This window comes from Myxococcales bacterium (assembly GCA_022184915.1).
Taxonomy (GTDB): Bacteria; Myxococcota_A; Polyangia; order Fen-1088; family Fen-1088; genus JAGTJU01.
In genome coordinates, this window is record JAGTJU010000001.1 from 73,757 (window position 1) to 97,338 (window position 23,582).

14 protein-coding genes and 1 pseudogene are annotated in these 23,582 nt (G+C 68.0%); 6 read left to right on the forward strand and 9 right to left on the reverse strand.

Features of this window, described 5'->3' with window-relative positions; all coding sequences use genetic code 11:
* Positions 1 to 3: 3 nt before the first annotated feature.
* Positions 4 to 1,425, forward strand: coding sequence for an MBL fold metallo-hydrolase (locus KA712_00335; GenBank protein MCG5051385.1), 1,422 nt, complete (start codon positions 4 to 6; stop codon positions 1,423 to 1,425).
* Here the strand turns inward: KA712_00335 and KA712_00340 are convergent.
* The 5 genes from KA712_00340 to KA712_00360 all read right to left on the reverse strand — a co-directional run bounded on the left by KA712_00340 (position 1,418) and on the right by KA712_00360 (position 12,627).
* Entirely contained in the window at positions 1,418 to 1,777 is a 360-nt protein-coding gene (locus tag KA712_00340; GenBank protein MCG5051386.1) for a hypothetical protein, read from the reverse strand. The two genes, KA712_00335 and KA712_00340, sit on opposite strands and share 8 nt — an antisense overlap.
* A gap of 5 nt (positions 1,778 to 1,782) precedes the next feature.
* Positions 1,783 to 2,763 (reverse strand): SMP-30/gluconolactonase/LRE family protein, encoded by a 981-nt coding sequence (locus KA712_00345; GenBank protein ID MCG5051387.1) that lies wholly within the window; start codon positions 2,761 to 2,763, stop codon positions 1,783 to 1,785.
* 9 nt (positions 2,764 to 2,772) lie between these two features.
* Positions 2,773 to 3,897: a galactokinase gene (galK, locus tag KA712_00350; GenBank protein MCG5051388.1), complete on the reverse strand. Its 1,125-nt coding sequence runs from the start codon at positions 3,895 to 3,897 to the stop codon at positions 2,773 to 2,775.
* A gap of 87 nt (positions 3,898 to 3,984) precedes the next feature.
* Complete coding sequence (locus KA712_00355) at positions 3,985 to 4,752, reverse strand: SDR family oxidoreductase (protein ID MCG5051389.1); 768 nt, start codon at positions 4,750 to 4,752, stop codon at positions 3,985 to 3,987.
* 75 nt (positions 4,753 to 4,827) lie between these two features.
* A complete protein-coding gene (locus tag KA712_00360) occupies positions 4,828 to 12,627 on the reverse strand; it encodes a tetratricopeptide repeat protein (GenBank protein MCG5051390.1) in 7,800 nt (2,599 codons plus the stop codon).
* Positions 12,628 to 12,904: 277 nt separating this feature from the next.
* Between KA712_00360 and smpB the strand changes: the two genes are divergently transcribed.
* Complete coding sequence (smpB, locus tag KA712_00365; protein MCG5051391.1) at positions 12,905 to 13,426, forward strand: SsrA-binding protein SmpB; 522 nt, start codon at positions 12,905 to 12,907, stop codon at positions 13,424 to 13,426.
* Positions 13,427 to 13,435: 9 nt separating this feature from the next.
* Here the strand turns inward: smpB and KA712_00370 are convergent, their stop codons facing one another.
* On the reverse strand, positions 13,436 to 13,789 hold the full coding sequence (locus tag KA712_00370; protein MCG5051392.1) for a hypothetical protein: 354 nt from the start codon (positions 13,787 to 13,789) through the stop codon (positions 13,436 to 13,438).
* 150 nt (positions 13,790 to 13,939) lie between these two features.
* Positions 13,940 to 14,362: a CBS domain-containing protein gene (locus tag KA712_00375; GenBank protein ID MCG5051393.1), complete on the reverse strand. Its 423-nt coding sequence runs from the start codon at positions 14,360 to 14,362 to the stop codon at positions 13,940 to 13,942.
* 307 nt (positions 14,363 to 14,669) lie between these two features.
* Here KA712_00375 and KA712_00380 point away from each other — a divergent pair, with 307 nt between their 5' ends.
* Together KA712_00380 and KA712_00385 are read left to right on the forward strand one after the other, a co-directional pair.
* Entirely contained in the window at positions 14,670 to 16,154 is a 1,485-nt protein-coding gene (locus KA712_00380) for a hypothetical protein (protein MCG5051394.1), read from the forward strand.
* Positions 16,145 to 16,714, forward strand: coding sequence for a thioredoxin family protein (locus KA712_00385; GenBank protein MCG5051395.1), 570 nt, complete (start codon positions 16,145 to 16,147; stop codon positions 16,712 to 16,714). The genes KA712_00380 and KA712_00385 overlap by 10 nt, the downstream gene beginning before the upstream one ends.
* A 35-nt stretch (positions 16,715 to 16,749) precedes the next feature.
* On the opposite strand, the gene KA712_00390 is transcribed toward KA712_00385, so the two are convergent.
* Entirely contained in the window at positions 16,750 to 18,492 is a 1,743-nt protein-coding gene (locus KA712_00390; protein MCG5051396.1) for an ATP-dependent DNA helicase, read from the reverse strand.
* Positions 18,493 to 18,736: 244 nt separating this feature from the next.
* Between KA712_00390 and KA712_00395 the strand changes: the two genes are divergently transcribed.
* The gene (locus KA712_00395; protein MCG5051397.1) at positions 18,737 to 20,239 is read left to right on the forward strand and encodes a transposase; all 1,503 of its coding nucleotides are present in this window, start codon (positions 18,737 to 18,739) and stop codon (positions 20,237 to 20,239) included.
* Positions 20,240 to 20,553: 314 nt separating this feature from the next.
* On the opposite strand, the gene KA712_00400 is transcribed toward KA712_00395, so the two are convergent.
* Entirely contained in the window at positions 20,554 to 21,645 is a 1,092-nt protein-coding gene (locus tag KA712_00400; GenBank protein MCG5051398.1) for a winged helix DNA-binding domain-containing protein, read from the reverse strand.
* Positions 21,646 to 21,973: 328 nt separating this feature from the next.
* On the opposite strand from KA712_00400, the pseudogene KA712_00405 reads away from it, so the two are divergent.
* A pseudogene (locus tag KA712_00405) lies at positions 21,974 to 23,473 on the forward strand (ISKra4 family transposase).
* Positions 23,474 to 23,582: the final 109 nt, after the last annotated feature.

Here is a 23,582-nt window from a genome sequence, read left to right on the forward strand (position 1 = left end):
CCCGTGAAGCTCGAATTCCATGGCGCGGCGGGAGAAGTCACAGGATCGCTGCACCGCCTGGTGGTGGGTGACACGACCATCGCCCTCGATTGCGGCATGTTCCAAGGTCACCGCGCCGAGGCGAACGCCAAGAACCGAGAGCTCCCGGGCTGGGCCCGTCAGGCACACGCCGTGGTGCTGAGCCACGCCCACCTCGATCACAGCGGCAATCTGCCAACCCTCGTCAAAGCTGGCTTTGCGGGCAACATTTACGCCACGCCCGCCACCCGCGATCTGTGCAGCGTGATGCTGCGAGACAGCGCCATGATCCAGGAGCAAGATGCGCGCTACCTCAACCGCAAGCGCGAGCGCAACGGCGAAGAGGAGCCGATCGTGCCTCTATACGATGTGGAGGACGTGCAGCACACGCTGGCCCAGATGATCACCTTGCCGCTCGAGCGGCCTTTGGTGATTGGCCCCGGGGTGAAGCTCACCTTCTTCGAGGCGGGGCACGTGCTGGGCTCGGCGCTGTCCTGCCTGGATCTGGAGGAAGACGGCCGGCGGGTGCGGCTGCTCTATACGGGAGATCTCGGGCGCCGGGAGCTGCCCCTGCTCAAGACGCCAGAGACACCTTCGGGCGTCAATGTGCTCGTGATGGAGAGCACCTACGGCAACCGCAGCCACGGTCCCTATGAATCGGTCGACGAGCGGCTTGCGGAGATCGTCGGAAAGACGCTGGCGCGGAAGGGACGGGTGCTGATTCCCACGTTCGCCCTCGAACGTGCCCAAGAGGTGCTCTTTGCGCTCGGCCGTCTGCACGCGGCCCGCAAAATCCCGCGCGTGCCGATCTACATCGATAGCCCGCTCGCCATTGCCATCACCGAGATCTACAAGCTGCACCCGGAAAGCCTCGAACACGAGCTGCGCGATCGCCTGCTCGGCCGCGATGATCCCTTCTCGCCGCCCGGGCTCCGCTACGTGAGCAGCGTGGAAGACTCGCGGGCGCTTCAGGAGAGCGGCGAGCCTTGCATCGTGCTGGCGGGCTCGGGCATGTGCGAAGGTGGACGCATCCTGCACCACCTCGGCCAGGGGCTGGGCCGCGCCGAAAACAGCGTGGTGATCGTGGGCTATCAAGCGCAGCACACGCTGGGCCGCCGCTTGGTGGAGGGCCGGCGCAAGGTGCGTGTCTTCGGGGGTCGAGCGCGACGTTCGGGCCGAGGTGTACAACCTCGAGGGCCTCTCCGCACATGCCGACCGCGAAGGTCTCCTGGACTTCGCCCTGGCCCTCAAACGCCACGGGGGCCTCCACACGGTGGCCCTGGTCCACGGCGAGCCCGAGGCGCGCGACGCCTTCGCTGCGGCGCTTACGGCCAAGGGATGCCAGCGCGTCTTTTGCGGCCTGCCGGGCGACACGTTGTCGCTGTGAGCGGCCCGGCGCTCACGTGAGGGTGGCGCCGAAGCGCAGCACCCGCCGGATGATCGTGGCCTCGAGGCCGAGCCGCTCGGCGATCTCGGCGGTGCTGGGTGCGCGTCCGAGCTCGGCCTTGAGGCTGCGGGCAGCGGCCAGCACCTTGACCAGGATCTCCTGTGCTTCGTCTTGCGTGGGGCCCGGCGGGTCAGCTTCACCCACCGTGATCCCTACGGCCTCGAGGGCATCGATGAGCGCCTCGATGGCGCCGTGGTCCAGCCGGTTGTCCTCAGCGCACACGGCCAGCTCGTCGAGCGACACCTGCTGCCGCTGCTGCGATTTGAAGTTGTCGACGATGGCCCCGAGGGCATCTCGTTTGTCTCGATCCAAGTTTTTCACTCTTCCGCCGGTTGAGGCGCCCGGGGGCGCTCGAAATCACCCACACCTGCGATCGGCATCGCCAGCGCGTAAAGCGCGCCCTGCGCCGTCACATAGAGCGTTTTGCCATCCGCTCCGCCAAACGTCACGTTGGAAGGGCCGCGGGGAATCAGAAGCCGCCCCCAGCGGGCGCCGTTCGGACGGAACACCGCGATTTCGCCCGGTGAATCCGATGCGGGGCGGGCGTACGACGCGACGTAGACGTTGCCCGCGCGATCCACCGCCATGCCGTCGGTCACCCAGGTGCTGTGCCGGTCGAGGCCAAGCCCCGCCGCGAAGACTGTGGGCGCGCCGAGGCTGCCGTCCGGGTGCACGGGAAAGGCGCGCACGAGGTTTTCCAACGTGTCCGTGACGTACAGGATCCGTTCGTCAGGCGACAGCCCGATGCCGTTCGGCTTCGTGCCTTCCTCACCTTGCCATACGCGCCTGGCTTCGCCCGTGGCCGAGAGGCGCAGCACCTGGCGCACGAAGGGCAGGGTGACGTACACCATGCCATCGCTGCGCACGGTGACGTCGTTGGGCCGATCGAGGGGCTGCCCCTCGGCCTCGTGAGCGAAGACGGTCCACGCGCCCCCGGCCGGCAGGCGTACGAGGCGGTGCGCCGCGGATTCGAGCAGCACCACGTCCCCGTTCGGCAAACGCCCGAGGCCCGACGCCCCCCCGTTCGGGTCGCGCACCACCGCGCTCGTGCCGGCGGGCGTCACCTTGAAGAGCTTGTCGAGCTTCGGATCGACGAACCACAACTCCTGCCGCTCGGGCAGCCACACCGGGCCCTCGAGGTACGTAAACCCTTCAGCCACGAGCCGCGGGGGCCCGGCCTTGGCCACGGGATCTTCGGGTCCGGGAAGCGTCACGCCGGGGAGGGGGGCGTTCGGACCGCGACAACCGAGACCCGCTCCGGCACAAAGCAGCGTCGCCAGGAGCCAGGCAGCGCGCATCACCCTCGGTTACTCCCGCAGCGTGAGCACGGTAGGCGTAAAGCCCGAACGGGCCGCGTAGCTGCGGGCGATGTGGGCGCCTGCGTCCTTTGCTCGGGCTGCGTCGGCCAAGATCACCACCGAGCCGCCAAAGCCTCCCCCCGTGAGCCGCGCCCCGTAGACCCCGTCCGTTGCGCGAGCAATCTCGACGATGAGGTCGATCTCGGGCACCGACACCTGAAAGTCGTCGCGCAGCGAAGCGTGGCCTTCGTAAAGCAGGGCGCCGAGTGCGCTCAAATCCTGCTGCCGCAGGGCCGTTGCGAACGCGAGCACGCGCGCGTTTTCCTTCACCACGTGGCGGGCGCGTTTGCGTTCGGCTTCGGGCAACGCCTCGATGCGCGGTAGATCGTCCACGCTCAGGTCCCGCAGCATGCGCACGCCGAGCGCGGCGGCGGCCCGCTCGCACTCCGCGCGGCGCGTGCGGTACTCACCGCCGGCGTGGCTGTGCGTGACACCCGAGTTCAGCACCACCAAATCGATGGCGGCGGGTAGTGGCACCCGTTCGTACGCCAAGCTGCGCGTGTCCAACATCAAGGCGGTGCCCGTATCGGCGAGGCTGGATGCCATTTGATCCATCACACCCACGGGCGCGCCCACGAAGTCGGTCTCGGCCTTTTGTCCGAGGAGGGCCAGCTTCACGTCGTCGAGCTCGAGCAAAAACGCCTCGCGCAGGGCACGCAACACGGCCACCTCGAACGAGGCGCTCGAAGAGAGCCCCGCGCCGAGCGGCACGGTGGAGCTCATACGCAGGTCGAAGCCCCCGTGGTGGTAGCCCGCGCGTGACAAGGCCACCGTGACGCCCTTCAGATAGTCGCACCAGCTGCCATCCTTGGTCTCTTCGCCGAGCGTGAAGCTCACCGGCGTTCCGGTGCCGGCGTTCTCGCTCACCGCCTGCACGCGTTTGTCGGAGCGGGGCCGGAGCTCCACCGTGGTGAAGCGGGGGATGGCCGTGGGCAGCACGAACCCTTCGCTGTAGTCGGTGTGCTCACCGATGAGATTCACGCGCCCTGGGGCGCGGGCCGTCACCGTGGGGGCGTGGCCGTAAAGCGTGGCAAAGCTGGCAACGGGGGTGGAGGGGGGGGAAGAGGCGCTCATCGAGCTGTCACGACTACCACGCTTTCGCGGGGGCCACCACCGGGGCTCCACCGCTGTCGGGCTGATGGCCCGGCGGGTTTCCGGGCCTCAAAAGGCGCGCGATTGGCCCCCATCCACGGGCAGGCAGGCCCCCACCACCCAGGACGCCTTCGGTGAGGCCAAAAAGGTCACCACGGCAGCCAGCTCCTCGGGTGTGCCGAAGCGGCCCGCGGGGATCTCGCGCGTCACGAAGGCCGCGATGCCTTCGGGATCGGCCTTCTGGCGCCGCTCCCAGCCGCCGCCCGGAAACAGGATCGAGCCCGGCGCCACACAGCACACCCGCACACCCTGGCCGACGAGATCGCGCGCCATGCTCTTGCTCAGGCTCACCACGGCCGCCTTCGCCAGGTTGTAGCCCGGGGCGCCGCCGCTTTCGCGCCCCCAGATGGACGCGACGTTCACGATGGCGCTGCCCGGCTCCATCAGCGGCAGGGCGGCTTTGCTCATGAGCACGGTGGGCCACACGTTGCGATCCAGGGCCTGCTGCAGATCCGCCTCGTCCATGTCCTGAAAGGTTCGTGCGCCCGAGCCGCCCACGTTGTTCACCAAAACGTCGACACGGCCGAAGGCCTGCCGGGCGGCTTCTCCCACCGCCGAAGCCCCCGCAACGGTGCTCACGTCCGCAGCCACCGCCCGCACACGCGCGGCGCCGAAGCGGTCCCGTGCCTCCTGCCACGTGGCTTCGAGGGCCTCGGCGCCCCGGGCACAGAGCACCAGGCGACACCCCTCTTCCGCCAGCGCAAAGGCCATCGCCCGGCCGAGCCCGCGGCTCGAGCCCGTCACCACCGCCACCTTGTTCTCGAGCAAGAGATCCATGCTCGCCGGTTAGCGCGCCCGTCGTGTGCTGGCAAGCCGGGTCGCCCGCCGGGGCCGCTCCGGCAGGCGCGCGCCTTACCGGACCTGCTCGAGGAGCTGTTGGGCCTCGGTCAAGGTCGAATCCTCCTCCAGGGCGCGCTTTGCGAAAATGAGCGCCCGCTGGCGGTCGCCGTTTTTGGCTGCGATGCGGGCGCGCCGAAAGAAGCTCATGGCCACGGATAAAGGCCCTTCGTGGCCGCTCAAGCTGATGCTCTGAAGCGCCTTGAGCGCCAGATCGTCATCGCCCATCGCCTCGGCGAGATCGGCCAGCTCGGCCGCCACGGCCCCGTTGCGACGGTCGGCCTCGAGCGCCTTGCGGAGGGCAGAAAGCTGGCCCTCCGCGTCGCCCAGGCCCTCCGCGGCCCGCGCCATGCGGTGATGAAGCGCGCAGAGCTCACCCCCATCAACGCCGCGGACGTCTGTGACCAGCCGTTCCAGCATGGCCATCGCCTGGCCGTACTGGCCTGTGGCCAAAAGCGTATCGGCCAGCAGACGCTGCACCACGCGGTCTTCAGGCCGCAGCGCGAACGCCTTGTTGATCGCTCCCACGGCGGATTGCGGGTCACCCTCCTGCAGGAACAGGTCGGCCCCTTCGGTCAGCACGTGCAGGCGCTCCTCTTCATCCAAGATGGTTTCGGCAGCCTGGATCCGCAGCGCCGCCACCTTGCGACGGTCGCCCGCCTGCTCGTACATCATGGTGAGGATGTTCAGCACCGCCGGCTGGCCCGGGTGCTCTCCCAGCACCTTCTCTAAAGTGGGCATCGCTTCGTGTGCCCGGCCGAGCAGCTCGTAGGCGTGCGCCAAGCCGAGGGCGGCTTCGATGCGTGCCTCGCCCGCTTCCATCTCGACGAGGCGCAGGCACACGCGGGTCACATCTTCCCACTGGTTTGCGGTCTCGAAGCGGCCGCGCAGCGCCTGAAGCGCGTCGCGGTCCTCGGGATGGTGGTCCACCCAGCGAAAGAGCAGCTCCTGGGCCTCGTCGCCCTGGCCCTGGGCGCTGAACACGTCGGCCAGGCGGAGCATGGCCCGGCGCTCGGTGGGCAGATCGGCTTGTTCGCCCGCGCGTGCGGCCAGCAAGAACAGAGCGTCCGTGAGCGGCTCGGCCACCGCAGGCCCCTCGAGGGGGAAGGCCGCTTCCAGATCTTCGACGGCAGCCGCGACCTCCCCCGCTTCGATGTGCAGCTCGGCGCGCAGCCGATGAAGCGCGCCGCGCGCGGCGGCGAGATCGGTCCGCATGAGCGTCTCGCCCACGGCCACGATGGCGCTCGGGGCGTCCCCCATCTGGCGCAGGCAGTTCACCAGCTCACGCACCTGCGCGACGTCTGCGGGCTGCAGCGCCGCGGCCTTGCGCAACAGCGTGGCCGCGCCGGCCGTGTCGGCCAGCCTTTCGCGCCGGGTGGTGGCCGCCTGCCTCAGAATGCGGGCCGCCGCTTCGGGCTCGAAGGTGGCGAGCCGCGTGGCCTCTTCGTCCATCAACGCGGCCCAGGCGTCCCAGGCATCCTCGGCCTCGAGCCGGACCGCGAGCCGCTCGAAGAGCGAGGCCTCACCCGGTGCCCGTTGCCGTCCCTTTTCGAGAACCCGTCGTTCGGCCGGGTGATTGCCCAACGAGGCGTAAAGCTCTGCCAACTGCAGCGCCCGCGCGCCGGCCGCGGCGCCGGCCTCGTCGGCCAGCAGCGCCTCGCCGAGCGCCGCGCGTTCCTGCCTTTCGTCGTCGTCGAGCAGATCCAGCAGACTTTGCTGCAAGGACCGCTTGAGCGCGGGATCGGGAATGTGCGAGGCCAGGGCCTGCCGGTACACCTGCTTGGCTTGCGCGGTATCTGCCTTGCCCAGTAGATCACCGAGCCGCCGCGAGGTCTCGGCCTGCCAATCGGCGTCGCCTCGCACCTCGGCTTCGCGCAGGGCTTCGGACAACAAGGCCACGGCTTCCGACACATCCCCTCGCCGTTCGTGCAGCTCGGCGAGCGCCATCAGGGATTCGCGGTGTCCGGGCTCCTCCATCATCACGTCGCGGTACACCGACGAGGCCTCGGCGTCGTCCTGGCCCGTGCGCAAGAGGTGGCGGGCCCAGACGAGGCGTACCTGGATGCGATCCTGTCGGTCCAGCAGCTTCTCGAGCGTCTCGGCGATCACGGCCCGCAGTTTGTCTTCGTCGCCCAGCTGCTCATAAAGCTCGATGAGCGGCTGCCACAGCTCCTTGTCGGCGGGGTTGCGCGCCCGCAGGGTCTCGTAGACCTCGGCGGCAAGTCGGGCCCCATTGGTTTGGCGGGTGGCTTCGCGTGCCACTTCACGCAGCAGCATGGGGATGCGCGGCCCATCGGCGGCCGTCTGCGCTTCCACCAGCCATTTGAAGGCGCCGTGCAGATCGTGCCGGGCCCGCCGGCGTTGCGCCAGCTCGAAGAGCGCCCAGCCGGCCTCCCGCGCCTCGCCCTGCTGGCCCGCCAAGGCCACGGCGCGCTCGAGCAGCCGCTCGGCCCGATCGCTGTGCCCGAGGGCCACTGCCAGCTCCACCGCTTCACTCACCTCGGCCTGCGTGACGTCCTTGAAGGCGGCCCGCCGCTCGAGAAAATCGAGCAGCATGTGGTCGTCACCCGACGCGCGGGCGACCCGCTCGTAAAGCGGCATCACGCGGGGCAGTTCGTCTTCGGGCACGTTTGCTTCGCGCACGATGGCCTGGGCCCGCGCGAAGTCGGGCACACGGTCGAGCGCGGCGGCCAGGGTCTCGAGCCCGGCCCCGCGGGTCTCGGGGGCGCGCAGCTGTAGCTCCGCCACGCGGAAGCGGAGCTGGGCCTGGGCGTCCGGATCGGCGGCGCTCTCGGCAAGCCGTGCGAGGGCCCTCATCGCCCGGCTTTCCTCGTCCTTGTCGCCTGCGGCGCCGGCCAGGCGGGCCACCGCCACGAGCACGTCGGACAGGTGGTGACCGGTCTGTTCGGCGCGGGCATAGGCGCGGGCCGCCCGCTCGGGATCCTTTACGTCTTCCTCCGCCACGGTGCCCGCGCGCATCAGCAGCGTGCACATGCGCGCGCCGTCGTCCCGCCGCCGCATCTGTTCCATCGCTTCTTCGACCAGCCCGAGGTACCGCTCGGGATCACCGAGCGCGCGCGCGAGCCGCCGGCCGAGATCGTGAGCCTCGTCGAGGTCCGGGGCCTTTTCGAGTGCCAAGGCGATCGCCGCGAGCGCGTCTTCGAGCCGTTCCTGTCGCTCGAAGAGGCGGGCCTTGTCGCAGAGCGCTTGCGCCTCGGCGGCACCCGACCCCGCTGCCGCCGCGCGCTTGTCCAGCAGAGCCACGGCTCGCTCGACCTGGCCGGCCGTGAGAAAGGCCGCCTGCAGGCGCTGCGCCTCGTGCCCGCTCTGGAGCGCCAGGGCCATCGCCGAATCGAGGCGTTCGGCGGCGGTCGCCTCGTCGCCGCGGGCCTTGGCCACGGCTTCGAGCCGCAGCAGGATCTCGCCCGCCGAAAGCGGCACGTCCGTCGTATCCGTGCGGCGGGCCATCACCAGGAGGGCCTGGTAGGCGCGCTCGGCGCGATCCAGCGCCTGGGCGGACGCGGCGGTTTCGGCGAGATCCAGCAAAATGCGCAGCGTGCCCACGTCCATGGCCGAGGCCTGCTCGAGGTGGTCGAGCGCCGCGGGCAGATCGCCTTCCGCACGCGCCACGAGGGCCAGCTGGTGATGAATCGCGGCTCGTTCCTTCGAGCGGCGCCGGCCCATCTCTTCGAGCAGCGCTGCGAGGACCTTGCGGGCCTCTTCGTTGCGTCCTGCCACGCGCAAGCTCTCGGCCAGGCGCGTGCGTAGCCCCCGCTCGGCAGGCAGCCTGCGCAAGGCCAGTTCGAGAACGCTCACGGCGCGCTCGGGCTCTGCCAGCTCACCCTGGTAAAGAGCCGCAGCCTCCTGCGCGTAAGCCAGGAGCTGCTTGCTGGAAAGCGCCTCGGCGCAGCCCGCGGCCAGCGTCCGTGCCAGCGGTTCCCAGGCCTCGGCGTCACGGTACGTGTCCACCAGCAGGGCGCGCAGCTCGTGTGCCGCCGGCGCCTCGGCCAGCGCGCGCTCCAGGGTGCCCGTGGCCCGGTGCCGCTGCCCGCTGGCCAGATAAGCGTGCGCGAGCCGCAGGCAAACGTCGCTGCGTTCACCGCCCTCGGCGTGAACCAACCGCTGCTCGAGCCAGGCGGCCGCTGCCCGCGGCTCGGCCTTCGCCATGCAGAGCCGCGCAAGCGCATCGAGTGGCGCCGGCGCGGGCGCGTGCGCCACCATTTTTTCGTAGCCCGCGAGCGCGCGGCCAAGATCGCCCAGCTGGGTTTCGGCCAGGGCGGCCATGCGGCCCCACATCGCAGCGGCCTGCTCGAGCTGCCCTTGCTCTTCGAGCGATTTGGCCTGCGCGCCCAGGATGTCGGCCAGCTCGGCGTGCTGACCCCTGGCACCGAGCAGAGTGGACAGCGCCGCCAGCGTGGCCTCGTCGCCGGGCGCCTCTTCGAGGTTGGCGAGCAACGTCGACACACGTGCGCTTCGCGTCTCGATGAGACCCGCCACCCGCGACATCTCGAGCCGCAGCGCCATGCGCTCGGGGCGAGGCAGTGCAAGCGCCAGCTCCCGCCGGCGCACCGACAGCACCTCGCTCAAGAGGTCCGCTTCCTCGAGCAGCCCGGCCAGCAACCCGATCGCCTCGCGATCCTCCGGGGCATCCTCCACCACGGCACGCAGCAAGGCGCGCGCGCGCCCCTTGTCCCCCAGAACCTCCAGCGTGGTGGTGGCCGCTTTGCGGCGCAGACCCCGCACGAAGGCCACCGGCAGCGGCCAGGTGGCCACGTCGGTCAGCACGTTGACGGCGCGAACCGCGTCCTGCCGGTTCCCCGAAGCGAGGAGCGTCTCGACCAACACGGCCACGGCCAACTCGGCCGCTGCCGCAGGATCCAGCTCGCCCGTGACCGGCTGTTCATTGCGCAAGATCAGCGAGACCTGCCCCAAGAGCGCGAACCCCCGCTGCACCGTGAGTGGGGTGTCTCGCAGGGTGTCGCGGGCCACCCGCAGCGCTTCGGCGGCAACGTCCAGGCGGCGGGGATCGAGCGCGCCGAGCTGCACCAACGTCTCGAAGAGCGGGCGTCCAGGGCGCTTGCGTTGCAAGCTGGCAAGCCGCTCCCAGGTGGCCACGTGGTGGGGGCTCTGGCGGGCCGCGCGGAGCCACGCCGCCTCGGCCTGGGTCGTGCCTTCAGGGCCCTCCACATGCTGCTCGTACCAGGTGGCCACGAGGCCCTCGACATCCCGCACGAGCGCCTCGGGCAAGCCGGTGCGCTTGCTCAGCGTCTCGGCCAGCGCCCGGGCCGCGTCGGCGAAGGCGCCCGACGCCTTGGCCGCGTGCTCGTAGGCGGGCAGCAGCGAGCCCTTCACCACCTCCGTCGACACGGGCGCGCGCAGCACGGCCTCGGCCGCGCCGTTGAAGTCTGCCAAGGCCCCGCCCAGCCGGACCACAGCCAGCTTGAGGTCGTTGCGATCGGGCGCCAGGCGCGACGCCGCCTCGTAACCGGCCATCGCCGCGCGGGGCTGATCGAGCTGGGCCTCGAGCAAGCGGGCCCGCTGGACGAGCAGCGCCACCTTGCGGGACGCGCCTTCGGGCAGCGCCTGCGCTGCCTGCTCCAGCGTCTCCACCGCGAACCGCCAGGTGGGCGCGTCCGTACACAGGCGCAGCAGATCCTGCTCGAGCCGGGCGTTGTCCGGGGCGCGCACGAGGGCCTTCGCCAGCAGGGTCCGGGCCTGCTCGCCGTCGCCCAGGTCGCGTTCCACCCAGCCCGCAAGTTCAGCCAACAGGCGCGCCTCGGCCCCGGGATCGCCGAGCCGCTCGAGGCGGGCGTCGGTGAGGGCCACGAGCTTGGCCCAGTCACGCGTCTCGGTAAACGCCCGCGCGAGGGCCTCCACGGCAAGAGCCGCCGCCGCGGGCGTGCTCCGAAGCGCTTCGAGCCCAAGGCGGGCCTCTGCATGTTCGGGCGCGAGCGCGAGCGCGGTGGCATACGCCAGGGCCGCTTCACGGGGTTTGTCGAGGCGGGTGTGAAGCACGTTGCCAAGGCGCACGCTTCCGCCCACGAGCGCGGCCTTGTCGGCAGCCGCCAGCCGTGCGAGCCGTCGTGCGAGCTCCTCGAAGGCGCCGGTCGATGCCAGCAAAGCCACCAGCGCCTGGGCAGACGTTGCGTCCTCACCGAAGCGGCGCTCGACCTCGAGCCAGGTCTCGATGGCCAGCGCAGGATCGCGGAGCGCTTCGCTTTGCACCCGCGCCAGCCGCACGAGGTCGGCGCGCTTGGATTCCGCATGCGGCGTGGTCTCCGCCCTGGCCCGCAGCACCTCCGCGAGCCGCTCGGACTGGCCCCCCCGTGTAAGCGCCTCCACGAGCGCATCGAGCGCCTCGAAGTCCGCCGGCACCAGCGCCAGGCGTGCCTCCCAGGCCGCGAGGGCGCGCTCGTCCTGGCCGAGCTGCGTGGCCAAGCGGGCGGCCTGCCCCAGGGCCGCTTGCCGCTCCGGAAGCTCGGGGGCCAGGAGGGCCAACCGCTCCAGCACCTCCAGCCGGGCCTCCGGCTCACCGAAGCGGGCCTCGAGGCGGCTTGCCCGTCGCAAGGCGGTGAGGCGCTGACCCTGATCGGCGCCGGCGGCGTCGGCCACCTTGCGCAGCAGGGTGGCGGCCTCGCCGTGTCGCCCGCGTACCTCGTGCTCCGTGCGCGCCGCCTCCAGCCACAGCGCCGCTCGCAACCGCTCGTCATCCGCTGCCTCGGCAGCCCCCAATAGGCCCTCGACGTAAACGTCGAAACGCTCGGAGATCTCCGCCAGCTGGTGCAGGCGCACGCGCGCCGGCGCGTCGCCGGGTGACAGGGCCAAAAGCTCCACCAGGCGGTCCATCGCGGACGCGTTGTCGTTGCGGGCCACGAGCCGCTCGGCCGCCTCGCGGAGCAGGCGCAGCTTCTCCTCCCCCGACGCAAAAGCGTGCGCCGTCTCGAGCGCCTCCACGATGCGGCCCTGGTCCCCCTGCCGCTCGTAGTCGTTGCGAAGCAGGGACAGCGCGCTTTGCCGCTGCGCAGGCGTAGCGCCCGGAAATTTCAGGATGCGCTCGAGCACGAGGCAAGCGGCGTCGTCTTCGCGGGCTTTCAGCAAGGCCTGCGCGTCACCGAGGGCGCCCGCCACGTGGCCCAAGTGGTCGAGCCTCAGGTGGGCGAGCCGCGCTCTGAGCTCCGCGGCCTCCGTGCCTGACATCAGCTCGAGCCGCGCTTCCCACAAGGTCTCGAGCTCGGCGTAACGCTGTTCCTTGTCGAGCAGCCGCTCGAGCGAAGCCTCCACGTGGGGATCGGTGGGCCTGCTCTTCCACAGCTCGGTGAGGTAGCGGATCGCCCGTTCTGGGCTGCCCAGGAAGTCCTTGGCCACGCCCGCCGCTTCTTCGAGCAGCTTGCGCCGCGGCGGCCCGTCCTTGAGCGCCACGAGCAGTTCGTCGTAGACCGCCAGCAAGGTGTCCCACTGCTGTGAAACGGAGAGCAACAAGGTGAGCCGCTCGGTGGCCCATGCGAGCGAGGGGTCGCGTGCCAGCAGGCCGCGCAGCAGATCGATGAGCCGCTCCGGGGTATCGCCGAACCACTCCTCGTGAAACGCCAGCGCCCGCGCGCCGATCCGCGAAAGCGCCTCGGCCGGCAGCGACTTCAGAACCTCGCGATAAAGCGCGGCCACGTCTTCAGGCCGCTGCGCGGCGACCGCCCGTTCCTCGAGCTCGTCCCATGCGGCCTCCTGGGTGGGGGCCTTCGCGGCGCGCTCGAGGGCCAAGGCCAGCGGGCTTTTCGGGGGGCTGCTCGCGCGCGCCGTGTCTTCAGATTCGGGAGCCATCAAAGATTCCTTGCTGGACGTTCGGGGATCGAGAGAGCTCATGGGGCAGCCCAAAGGCATCGGCAGCTGGCCTGCGAGCCTGAGCCGTGGCGCCAGACTGCCCTGGCGAAGATCTCCCTTGCTTTTGGCCCTTCCCGAAAAGACAGGGTCGAGGTGCCGGCAGTCTGCCGCGAGATGCCCAAACCCACAACTCGCGCGGCGGCCTTTGCTGTGGGAGGCCGCACGCCCGGGCCGCGCCGCTTGACGCTGGCCTCCCCGGGGCCCAACCTGTGCGGCCGTGCCTGCGCCGAGCAAGACAGCGAACAAAGCGTCCGGAAAAGGGGGAAGCAAGTCAGCGTCCCCCGATGCGATCAAGGTGCTGGCGCGGAACAAGCGCGCCCGCCACGAGTACCATGTTGATGAAACGCTCGAGGCCGGCCTCGTGCTGGTGGGTTCGGAGGTCAAGGCCATCCGCGACGGCAAGGTGAACTTGACCGATGCGTTCGCGGAGATCAGCAACGGTGAGGCGTGGCTGCATCAGGTGGACGTGTCCGTCTACGTGTGGGCGCATGTCCGCAACCACGAACCCCGCCGTCGACGCAAGTTGCTCATGCACCGACGTGAGCTGGATCGGTTGGCGGGCAAGCTGCGACAAAAGGGCTTCACGCTCGTGCCGCTGGCCCTCTACGACAAGGGCGGGCGGCTCAAGGTCGAGCTAGCCCTCGTCACGGGCAAACAAGACTGGGACCGGCGCGACGACCTCAAGAAAAAGGACGCCACGCGCGAGATCGACCGGGCGCTGGCGAGCCGCCGCCGCTGAGCGAGGCGCTTACGCCAGCTGCAGGCCGCACCCGGGACAGGCCCCGGCCTCGAGCGCTTCCGTGGAGCCGCAGGCGGGGCAGGGCGGCTCGTCGCCCGCCGCCGCGGGGGGCGCCACGGCGGTGCCCTCTCGGGCCAGCGCCTCGTGCCACTGGCGCGCGAGCAGCGCCGCCACGCGCGTGGCCTCGTCCCGTGGGGTGAGCAGCTGAATCTTCGGCCCACAGCCGCAGCCGCCCCGCGCGTCGCACGCATCGGCGGCAGCCAGGCGTGCGGCGATGCCTTCTGCCTGGCAGGCCTCCAGCAGCCGCTTGAGGTCGGTGAGGCCACCAGAAACACAGGGGACCCATTCGTCGGGCGCGTCCACGTTTTTACGGTAGCACCAACTCTGGAACCGCGAAGACCTGTTTCCAAACCGAAACGAAGCGGGCGTTCGAAAGTGGAAACGGCCACCTGGGAGGACCCGGGTGGCCGCGCGCGCCTGGGGAGAGCTTGCTTGAACGGACCTGACGCAGGCTCAGGCGGCCCGCAGAGAGCCGCTCGACTTCTTCGCCGACGCCCGCAGCGCAGCCGCCGTGAAGGGCGCGTCCACTGCGAACACCAACCCCAGAAAACGCCCGCCGTCGTCGATCACGGGAATCGAAGGGGCTCCGTAGTGCGCCAAGGTAGTCTCGACATCGCCGAGGGCGTCCGAGGGCCGGCAGCTCGGGGCCTGTCGGGCCATGACGGTGTCGACCGGCATGGTGTGAGACGCCCCCGACCAGCGGCGCACGGCGGTGCGGGCCGCTTCAGCCGAGACCACGCCCACCAGGTGGCCAAGACGGTCCACGACCGGAAGGCTCTCGAGCCCCCCGTCGAGCATCCGTCGCAACGCCGAGTCCACGGAGTCGTGGGGCCGGCAGACTGGAACCTGTCGATTCATCACCTTTTCAACGTTCATGTCGTTTTCCTCGGGAGCGCGTTTCGTTTCGGTTGGAAACAATGCCCGCTTGAGCGAAGCTCAGTCGGGTCAGGTCGTTTCGGTTCAAGCTCTTCGATTTTAAGAATCGCCCTGTAACGGCGGGGCCAAAGGTGCGTTGCGTTTGTGTAAAGAAGGCTCGTTTTCGAGTCGGTCTTTGTGGGGTGCGCAAAATCCGCAGGCTCTCCCGAAGGTTTTTCGCGTTTTCCGTGAATCCCCTTGGGGCCGAAGCCTCGTAGCGCCGGCGTGTTGCAGTCGGTGTGCCACCCGGATCGGGTAGCCTGCGCCCGTGTCACGCGTGACCTCTCCCGTGTCCGCCTCCGCTCCTCGCGCGCCGGATGACTTGCACCGCCGCGCCCTCCGTGGCGATTTCCAGACGCCCGACGTGTTGGCGCGCGAGGCGCTGGCTTGTCTGGCGGCCCTGCCGGAACTGCCGAGACCCGTTGGCGTTTTGGAGCCCACGTGCGGCCTGGGGGCCTTCTTGAGAGCCCTCGACGCCACTTTTCCTGGTGTGCCCCTTCACGGCTGGGAGCTCGACCCCACCTACTTGCGGGCAGCGGCTCTCACCTTGCCCCCTGAAGTGCACCTGCGTCAGGTCGACGTATTCCGTGTGGATTGGAAGGCCGAGCTATCCGCCTTTGGCGCGCCGCTCTGGTTGGTGGGTAACCCTCCGTGGGTCACGATCGGGAAACTCGGGGCACTTCAGGGGAACAACCACCCCGACAAGTCGAACGTGGATCGGCTGCCCGGGTTGGCCGCGCGCACGGGGGCCGCGAACTTCGACGTTTCCGAATGGCTGCTGCGCCAGTGGCTCGAGGCGCTCGCGGGGCGGCCCTTCGTCATCGCCATGATCTGCAAGGCCTCGGTGGCTCGCAAGGTGTTCCAGTTTTGCGTGCGCGAGGCACCCCGGGTGACGGGGCGGGTTTTCGAGGTGGACGCGCGGTCTCACTTCAAGGCCTCGGTCTCGGCCGTCTTTTTGGTTCTCAGCACGACGGGCGAGGCCGAGCGGCGCCCCGCACGCCCCTGGCCCTGGTTCGCGGGCCTCGGGCAGAACACGCCCGCCCGCATGTTGGGTCAGGTGGGCGACGAGCTGGTGGCCGATCTGGACGCCTTCGAGGCCACCCGGGGCGCCCTGTCCCCACAGCCGTGGCCCTGGCGCTCCGGGGTCAAACACGATTGCGCCGCGGTCATGGAGCTTGCCCAGCGCGGGGGCGCCTCGTTCAACGGCGCGGGCGACGTGGTCATGGTCGAAGCGGAGCACCTTTACCCTTTCGTCAAGAGCACGGATCTGCACCACGGCCGGCTGGCCCCCGTGCGACGGTTGGTGTTGCCGCAACGGCGACCGGGGCAAGACACCAAAGCCCTGGCCACCTCCGCGCCGGGTCTTTGGGCCTACCTGCAAGCGCACGCCGACCTCCTGGCCGCGCGCCGCAGCTCCATCTACCGGGGACAACCTCCCTTCTCCGTGTTCGGCGTGGGCCCCTACAGCTTCGCCCCCTGGAAAGTGGCGGTTTCCGGCTTGCACGCCTCGCTGCGCTTCCAGGTGGTGGGACCGCACGAGGGGCGGCCCGTGCTCTTCGACGACACCTGCTATTTCCTGCCCTTCGCCGACGAGGCCACCGCCCGCACGGCCCACGAGCGCTTGTCGTCCGCCGACGCCCAGCGCTTTTTTCGGGCGCGGCTCTTCCCCGACGCCAAGCGGCCCGTCACCCAGAAGCTGCTCGGCGCCTTCGATCTCGGCGCCCTGCCGCTATACTCCCCCTCATGGCCCTGACCTCCTGCATGTTGCCGCTGGGCACCGTGGCGCCGGACTTCACCCTGCCCGATGTGGACGGCCAGCCGGTCTCGCTGGCGGCGGCGCGCGCCCGCGCCTTCGTGGTGATGTTCATCTGCAACCACTGCCCCTTCGTCAAGCACGTGGCCCCGGCGCTTGCAGCGCTTGGCCGCGACTACGCCGGAAGGGACGTGGCGATCTTCGCGATCAACGCGAACGATCCCGATCGCTACCCCGAAGACAGCCCGGAGAAGATGGCCGCCGAAAAAGCCGCGCGGGGCTACGTTTTCCCTTACCTTTTCGACGAAACGCAGGCGGTGGCCCGTGCCTATCAGGCCGCCTGTACACCTGATTTTTTCGTCTTTGATGCGAACCGCGCCTTGGTCTACCGGGGGCAGCTCGACGACAGCCGGCCGGGCAACGATCGCCCCGTTACGGGGTCCGACCTGCGCGCCGCGATCGACGCCGTGCTGGAGGGCCGTGCCGTTGCGGCGCTCCAGAAGCCTTCGATCGGCTGCGGGATCAAGTGGAAGCCGGGCTTCGAGCCGCCGCTGACATGAGCTCCTGCTGCTTGTGGTGCGCGGCCCGCTGGCGGCTACGAGCCGCTTTGCAGTTCGCGCAAAAACGCCTCGCCATACTCGGCGAGCTTTTTCGGTCCCACCCCGGGCAGGGTCAGGAACTCGTCGAGCGAGCGCGGGCGGTTAAGGGCCATCGCCCGCAAGGTGGCGTCCGAAAACACGATGTAGGCCGGCAGCTTGCGCTCGTCGGCCAAACGCTTGCGCAGGGTCTTGAGGCGCGCGAAGAGCTCGCCATCGGCGCCCCCCGTCTCGAGGGGGACACGGCCTCCCAGGCTCGCCTCGAGCCGCGCCAGCACGGGTCCGCGCGCGGCTTTGGCCGCGGGCAAGGTGTCGAGCAGGTCCCAGTCCGCGCACACGTCACAGGACTTCACGCAGGGGGGCAGGGTCTCCCCGAGATAACGCACGATCGCCTGGTGCCGGCACAGGCGTCGCTCGGCCATCTCGAACATCTCCCGCGTCTGGGCGCGGTTGCGCGCGGCGGCCTCGGCGGGCCCGTCCTCCCCGAAGCGGTCGTAGCTCATCACGTCGGCCCACGAGTAGAACAGCACACAATCGGCGTCGAGCCCGTCGCGGCCGGCACGTCCGATCTCCTGATAGTAGCTCTCGACCGAGCGAGGCATGTCCCGGTGGATCACGTAGCGGATGTTCGACTTGTTGATGCCCATCCCAAAGGCGATGGTGGCCACCACCACGTCGTAATCGTCGCGCAAAAACGCCTCTTGCACGCGATCGCGCTCGCGCGGCTCGAGCCCTGCGTGGTACGCGGCGGCCTTGATCCCGGATTCCTGCAAGAAGGTGCTGATGCTTTCGACGGACTTGCGGGTAATGCAATAAACGATGCCACTTTCGCCGCGCCGGCTCCGGATGATGCTGAGGATGCTGTCGCGGGTCTTCGTTTGGCCGTCACCTTTTTTGTAGGCGTGCAGGCGCAGGTTCGGGCGAAAAAAGCTGCCCCGAAACGTCACGGGGTTGTCCATGCCCAGCTGCTCGATGATGTCGCGGCCCACTTCGGGGGTGGCGGTGGCGGTGAGCGCCAACACGGGAAGCCCTCCGAACTTGCGCTTGAGCCCCGCGAGGTTGCGGTAGGCAGGCCGAAAATCGTGGCCCCACTGGCTGATGCAGTGGGCCTCGTCTACCGCCACGAGGCGAATGCGCGCCCGGGACAGCGCGCGTCCCACCGACGCTTCGATGCCTTCAGGGGCGGCGTAGACCAGCTCGTAAGCGCCGGTGGCCAGCCCCTCTTCGCGGCGGCGTCGTTCTTCGGGGGGCAGGCTGCTGTTGAGGTAGGTGGCGCGCAGCCCGTATTCGTTGACGCCATCCACCTGATCTTTCATCAGCGCGATGAGCGGTGAGACCACCAGCGTGGTGCCCCCCAACACGCGGGCCGGAATTTGATAGGTGAGCGATTTGCCTGCACCCGTGGGCATGATGCCCACACAGTCGCGCCCGGCCAACACGGCTTCGATGATCTCGTGCTGTCCGGGGCGAAAGCGATCGTAGCCAAAGGTCTCTTTGAGGGCCCCCAGGGCCACGTGCATGGGCACCGGGCCTTCGTGCGCGCGCTTGATGACCTTCGCCAGCTTGGCCAGGCGCGCCAAGACGTCGGGGGCAAAGATGTGGGGCTGCTCCCGCCAGGCCACGCGCAGCTCGGCCAGTCCGGCTTCCACGCTGGCGCGGCACGCAGGATCTCCTGGGCTCAAGGCCCATTGGGATTCGAGCGCGGCCACGTGGCCGGCCACATCTGGGAATCGCGCTGACACAGATTCGTTTCGGGCGTCGCCCCGCGGATGTTGCGATAAAAACGCCGCCCTTGCGACCATCCTGTGGACGGATATGAACTTCCGTCGCATCGAATGATGGGTTGAGGGGCATCTTCGGCGCGGCGTTGCAAGGTTCGGAGGGGGCGCCGCGCGAACGCGGACCCGCTCGAGCGGCCTGGCTCGCGGTTGCGGCAAGGGCGTTCAAGCCCTGCAACGAAAGCGCATGCGGGCGCGATAAGCGGGGGTGGTCGACAGAGCCGCAGGGAAGGTCTCCGGGTATCGCCGCCGCGAGCCTGAAAAAACGCGGCTCTACCGCGTGGTGCAGGACACCTGGCTCACGTTCCGCGACAACGTACGAGGCGAGGGTGGTTTTCTGCCCGCCTTCGTGGCGGCGGAGTTCGAGGCGTATCTGGGTTGCGGGATTCTGGGCAAGGGTTTCGTCAACGTTCGTTGCGAAGCCTGCGCCGAGACGCGGGTGGTGGCGTTTTCGTGCAAACGAAGAGGCTTTTGCCCCAGCTGCCTCGGGCGGCGCATGGCCGAGACGGCCGCGCACGTGGTGGACAACGTGTTTCCGGCGGTCCCAGCGCGGCAGTGGGTGCTGACGGTGCCGCACGCGCTTCGCTACCGCATGGCGCGCGAGCCACACCTGGCCAGCGTGGTGCTGAGGGTCTTTCTGCGCGAGGTGAGCCGGTGGTACCGAAAGCGTGCACGCAAGGCCGGGGTGCGGGGGGCGCTCGCGACGGGCGCCGTGACGGTGATCCAGCGCTTCGGCTCCGGCCTTGCGCTGAACCTTCACTTTCATTCCGTAGTGACCGACGGCGTGTTCCGTGTCGACACGCCCGGTCGGCCCGCGTTCTTCGCCACGCCACCTCCGCGCGATGAGGAGGTGGCCGAGGTGACCGCGCGGATCTGGGAGGGTGTAACACAGGCGCTTGCCTCGTCAGAGGAACGAGACGCTGACGACGCCGAGGCGCTCTCCGTGATCGCAGGCGCTTCGGTCAAATCCCTCATCGCCACGGGAAGGCGCCGAGGACAAGCGGTCATGCGGCTCGGCAACGATCCGATCGCGTCGTGGGAACCCTACGTGTTGGGGAAGCAGTGCGCTTTCGTCGAGGGCTTCAACCTGCACGCCAGCACGCGCATCGCAGCCAACGACAGGGACGGCCTGGAGCGGCTGATTCGCTACATCGCCAGGCCACCGCTGAGCGAAGATCGGCTTTCGGAGTTACCCGATGGGCGTGTGGCCGTCAGGCTCAAACGCCCGTGGCGCGACGGCACCACGCACGTTGCGTTTACGCCCGAGGAGTTCATCGAGAAGCTGGTTGCGTTGGTGCCACGTCCGCGCGCCCACCTGGTTCGCTACCACGGGGTGTTCGCGCCCGCGGCGGCGGATCGTGTCCGCATCGTTCCGGGCGGGGCAGGGCGCAAGGCGCGACGAGGGTGTGGCAAGCGCGAGGGAGAAAGAGATGGGGGTGAGGACCACGTCACGGAGCTACGGGAGCGAGGCGACGCAGCGGCGATGAGCTGGGCCGAGCTCATGCGGCGCGTGTTCGCTCACGAGGTGCTGGTGTGCCCGCGCTGCGCGGGGCCGATGAAGGTGCTGGGCCCTGTGCAAGAGCGAGGGGCTATCGAGACGATCCTGGCCTACAAGGGCCTCTCAGCGGAGGTGCCCACGTGGTCACCGGCGAGGGGACCGCCCGGAGGCACGGGCGAGACGGGATGTGATTCGGATCTGTGGCCGGCTTGAGGTTCTGTAGGGAGCCGAGGGTGGGGCTGGAGGGGGGAGATCTGACCGCGCCATGCAAATGTATTGTGAAATACTGATTCAATACGGCTTGATTCTCGCGTGGTCCTTGTTTTCGCCCGGCAGTAAGGCTAAGGACGCAAGGCGGCTTACGTTAGTTGATAGAACATATTTTATCAGACAAATTTGACGCGGAGGGACGTGGCGCTTGTAGTTCCTGTACGCAACTCTTTGCTGGGTAGCTGCCCTCGCACAGCTGTGATACTTCCAACATAGGTGTTGGTTCACGCTGGGATTGTTGGCGATGGTCTGCAGAGTCAAAGACCAAGAAATACAGAAAGACGCTGCAGCTCTTCTTCCAGTGCTGCCGTGAATGCCTTCGCTCGTGGCCGCGCGCTCACGAAGCCGAACGATTCGACGAGTCGCCCATCTCGCACATGTACGTTGCCCCAGCCCACAGCTTGATTGCCCCAAAGCAGAGGTAGCGCGTAGTAGCCGAGCTTGCGTTTGGGCGCTGGGGTGTAGGCCTCGAAGCGATAGGCCCAGCCCCAGAAGATCTCGAATCGACGGCGATCCCACACCACCGGATCGAAAGGTGTCAAAAGGCGCACCTGCTCGTCAATGCGGTAACGACTTGATCCGGGATTCTCATCGCGCGGCCAGTACCAGTCGATGCCATCGACACGCGCATGAGCAAGATTTTGCTTGGCGTGATCAAGTGCGCGTTTTCGATCTGCAGTCCACTGGGGCGTACCATTGCGCAATAACTGGCTCAACAGTCCGCTCAGACTTGCTGCGGGCAAGGGCGCGTATTTGCGCACGATCAATTCGACCAGGCGGTCAACCTGCTGCCGGCACTGATACGCGTCTAGAGCCGTGGAAATCTGTTCGCGCGCTGCATAGACACGCACGCCACTGTCTCGTCGCACCACGCGCAACATGCCCCGGTAGTGCATGGCATCGAGCAGCTGCGTGCTGGCATTGGAAGATCCGCCGAACCAGTTGCTGGCCTTGCCGTGGGAAAAATGCGCATCCACCACGCGCGGGTGTACCGCGCCCTGTGCGCGGACAAACTCCAACACTTCCTGTGCCTGCCGGTTACGCGCCGCCGTCCACTGCGTGCGCGACACGCGCGGATGCATCAAGATTTGATGCTCATGGCGCAAAAAGCCGTAGTTGACGAAAAAATCTTCCTCGATACCGAGCGTCGCGTATCGCAGTTCAAGATCACCCGCGTGGTAGTTCTTTGCGCGATGGCGCAGTGTTAGGTCTTGTGCCCTTGCTGGCGCACGGATCGGATCGGCCTGTACGAAGCCAAGCCTATCGATTGCGCGCGGCAACGTTGTCGGCGCAAACAAGCTGCGCGCAATGGCGTAGCGGCGTAGATCGGCAAGGGTAAGGGTTGGCATCAGTTAGATCTTGGATCTGAAATGCCGAGCATAGGACGTTCAATCTGCATTTGCACTTGCGTCAAGTGTGGCAAGACTCACGAAAAGACCGATAGCACTCCCTATGACAACTTCTTTTTGCGCCGATCCCCGGGGGAACGTTCGCAGACCTTGAGGTCGAGACCAAGTTTTGACAAGCGCGATGAGGCGAAGGTCGCCTTTGCAATTGGGTGCAGCTCTTTTCGGCTGCGGGTTCTCTCGAGGATTTGACGTGATTCAATAGACGAAAGGGGGACCTACAAGGCATGTATGTGGTGTCAATTCTCATACGTCCCTGGAGGCCCCCCCGATGCAGATACAAACACGTAAGACCGCAGATGAGAACCCCTTCTCGACGTCGGAGCACGTCTTCGACGGACTCAAGGGGCGACTGGCGAGTGCTGAGGCGTTGCAGATGACCCACGGCGAGTTGGAGCGGATGTTGCAACAGGAAGGCTGGGAGCTGCTACGGTGTTTGCTCCAAGACCACCTTGACCTGCGCGGCCCCGGAAGAGCCAGAGGTGAGGTTGTGGGTGCGACTGGCATTGTGCGAACGCAAGTGAGGCAGCGGCAACGGCACCTCAAGACGGTGTTTGGCAAGGTGGAGGTTGGACGCCTCGGGTACTCGGCCCGGGATGCAGAGACACTGTTTCCGAGGGACGCCGAACTCAACCTGCCTCATGGCCTGTACTCGCATGAGGTACGGCGTCGCGTCGTTGCAGAGGTGATCAAGACGTCCTTTGATCAGGCCGCTGAAGCGGTCGGCACCAACACAGGCACCACGGTTCCGAAGCGGCAGGTCGAAGAGCTCGCGGTCGAGGCGGCGCAGGACTTTGAGGCCTTCTACCAAGCCCAGCAGGCCGAGACAGAGGAACAAGCGAGCAAAACCGGCGCACTCCTGGTAACGACCACCGACGCAAAGGGCATCGTGATGCGGATGGACGGCCTTCGTGACGCTACGAAGCGGGCGGCGCAGCAGCGTGCGCACAAGCTGACCAAGCGGTTGAGTCGGGGCGAGAAGCGCAACGGCAAACGGATGGCCCAAGTTGCGAGTGTCTACACAGTCGCGCCGTTCGTCCGAACTGCCGAAGACATCGTAAAGGACCTTCACCCTGACGGCAGGCCGGGCGAAAAGGCTCCAGTGCGCCCACGCCCACAAAGCAAGCGGGTCTGGGCCAGTGTCGTGCGGGACCCTGAAGAGGTCATCGCCGCGATGTTCGAGCACGCCCATCGCTGTGACCCGACGGTCGCAAAGACATGGGTGAGCCTCGTAGACGGCAACATGTCACAGCTTCGGACAATCAAGCAGACGGCGAGGCGAACGGGTGTCAACCCCACTATCATCATCGACATTATTCACGTGCTGGAATACCTGTGGAAGGCGGCCTTTGCGTTAGTGGGTGAGGGCTCTATCGCTGCGGAACGGTGGGTAAAGCAGCGCTTGCTCCAGATTTTGCGGGGGCGCTCCAGCACCGTGGCCAGTGGCATGCGCAGAAGTGCAACCCTGCGGGAGATGACGGGGTCCGAACGTGCCGCTGTAGATGACTGCGCAAACTATCTTCTGAAGTACCGGAACTATCTCCGATACGATCGGTACCTGGCAGCTGGCATGCCGATCGCCACAGGTGTGATCGAGGGGGCGTGTCGGCACCTCATTAAGGACAGAATGGACATTACCGGTGCCCGCTGGGGACTCGACGGGGCAGAGGCTGTCCTCAAGCTCCGCTCCCTTCGGTCGAGCGGAGACCTTGATCGATACTGGCACTTCCACGAACAGGCCGACCTTCGCCGAAACCACCTCGAACGCTACAGCCGCAATCCCCCCACAACCGAGCTCCCATTGAAGGTCAATAGGCGTCCCAAGCTGACCGTCGTATAGCTGCCCAAATCATGCCGCCGAAAAGATCTGCACCCTTTGC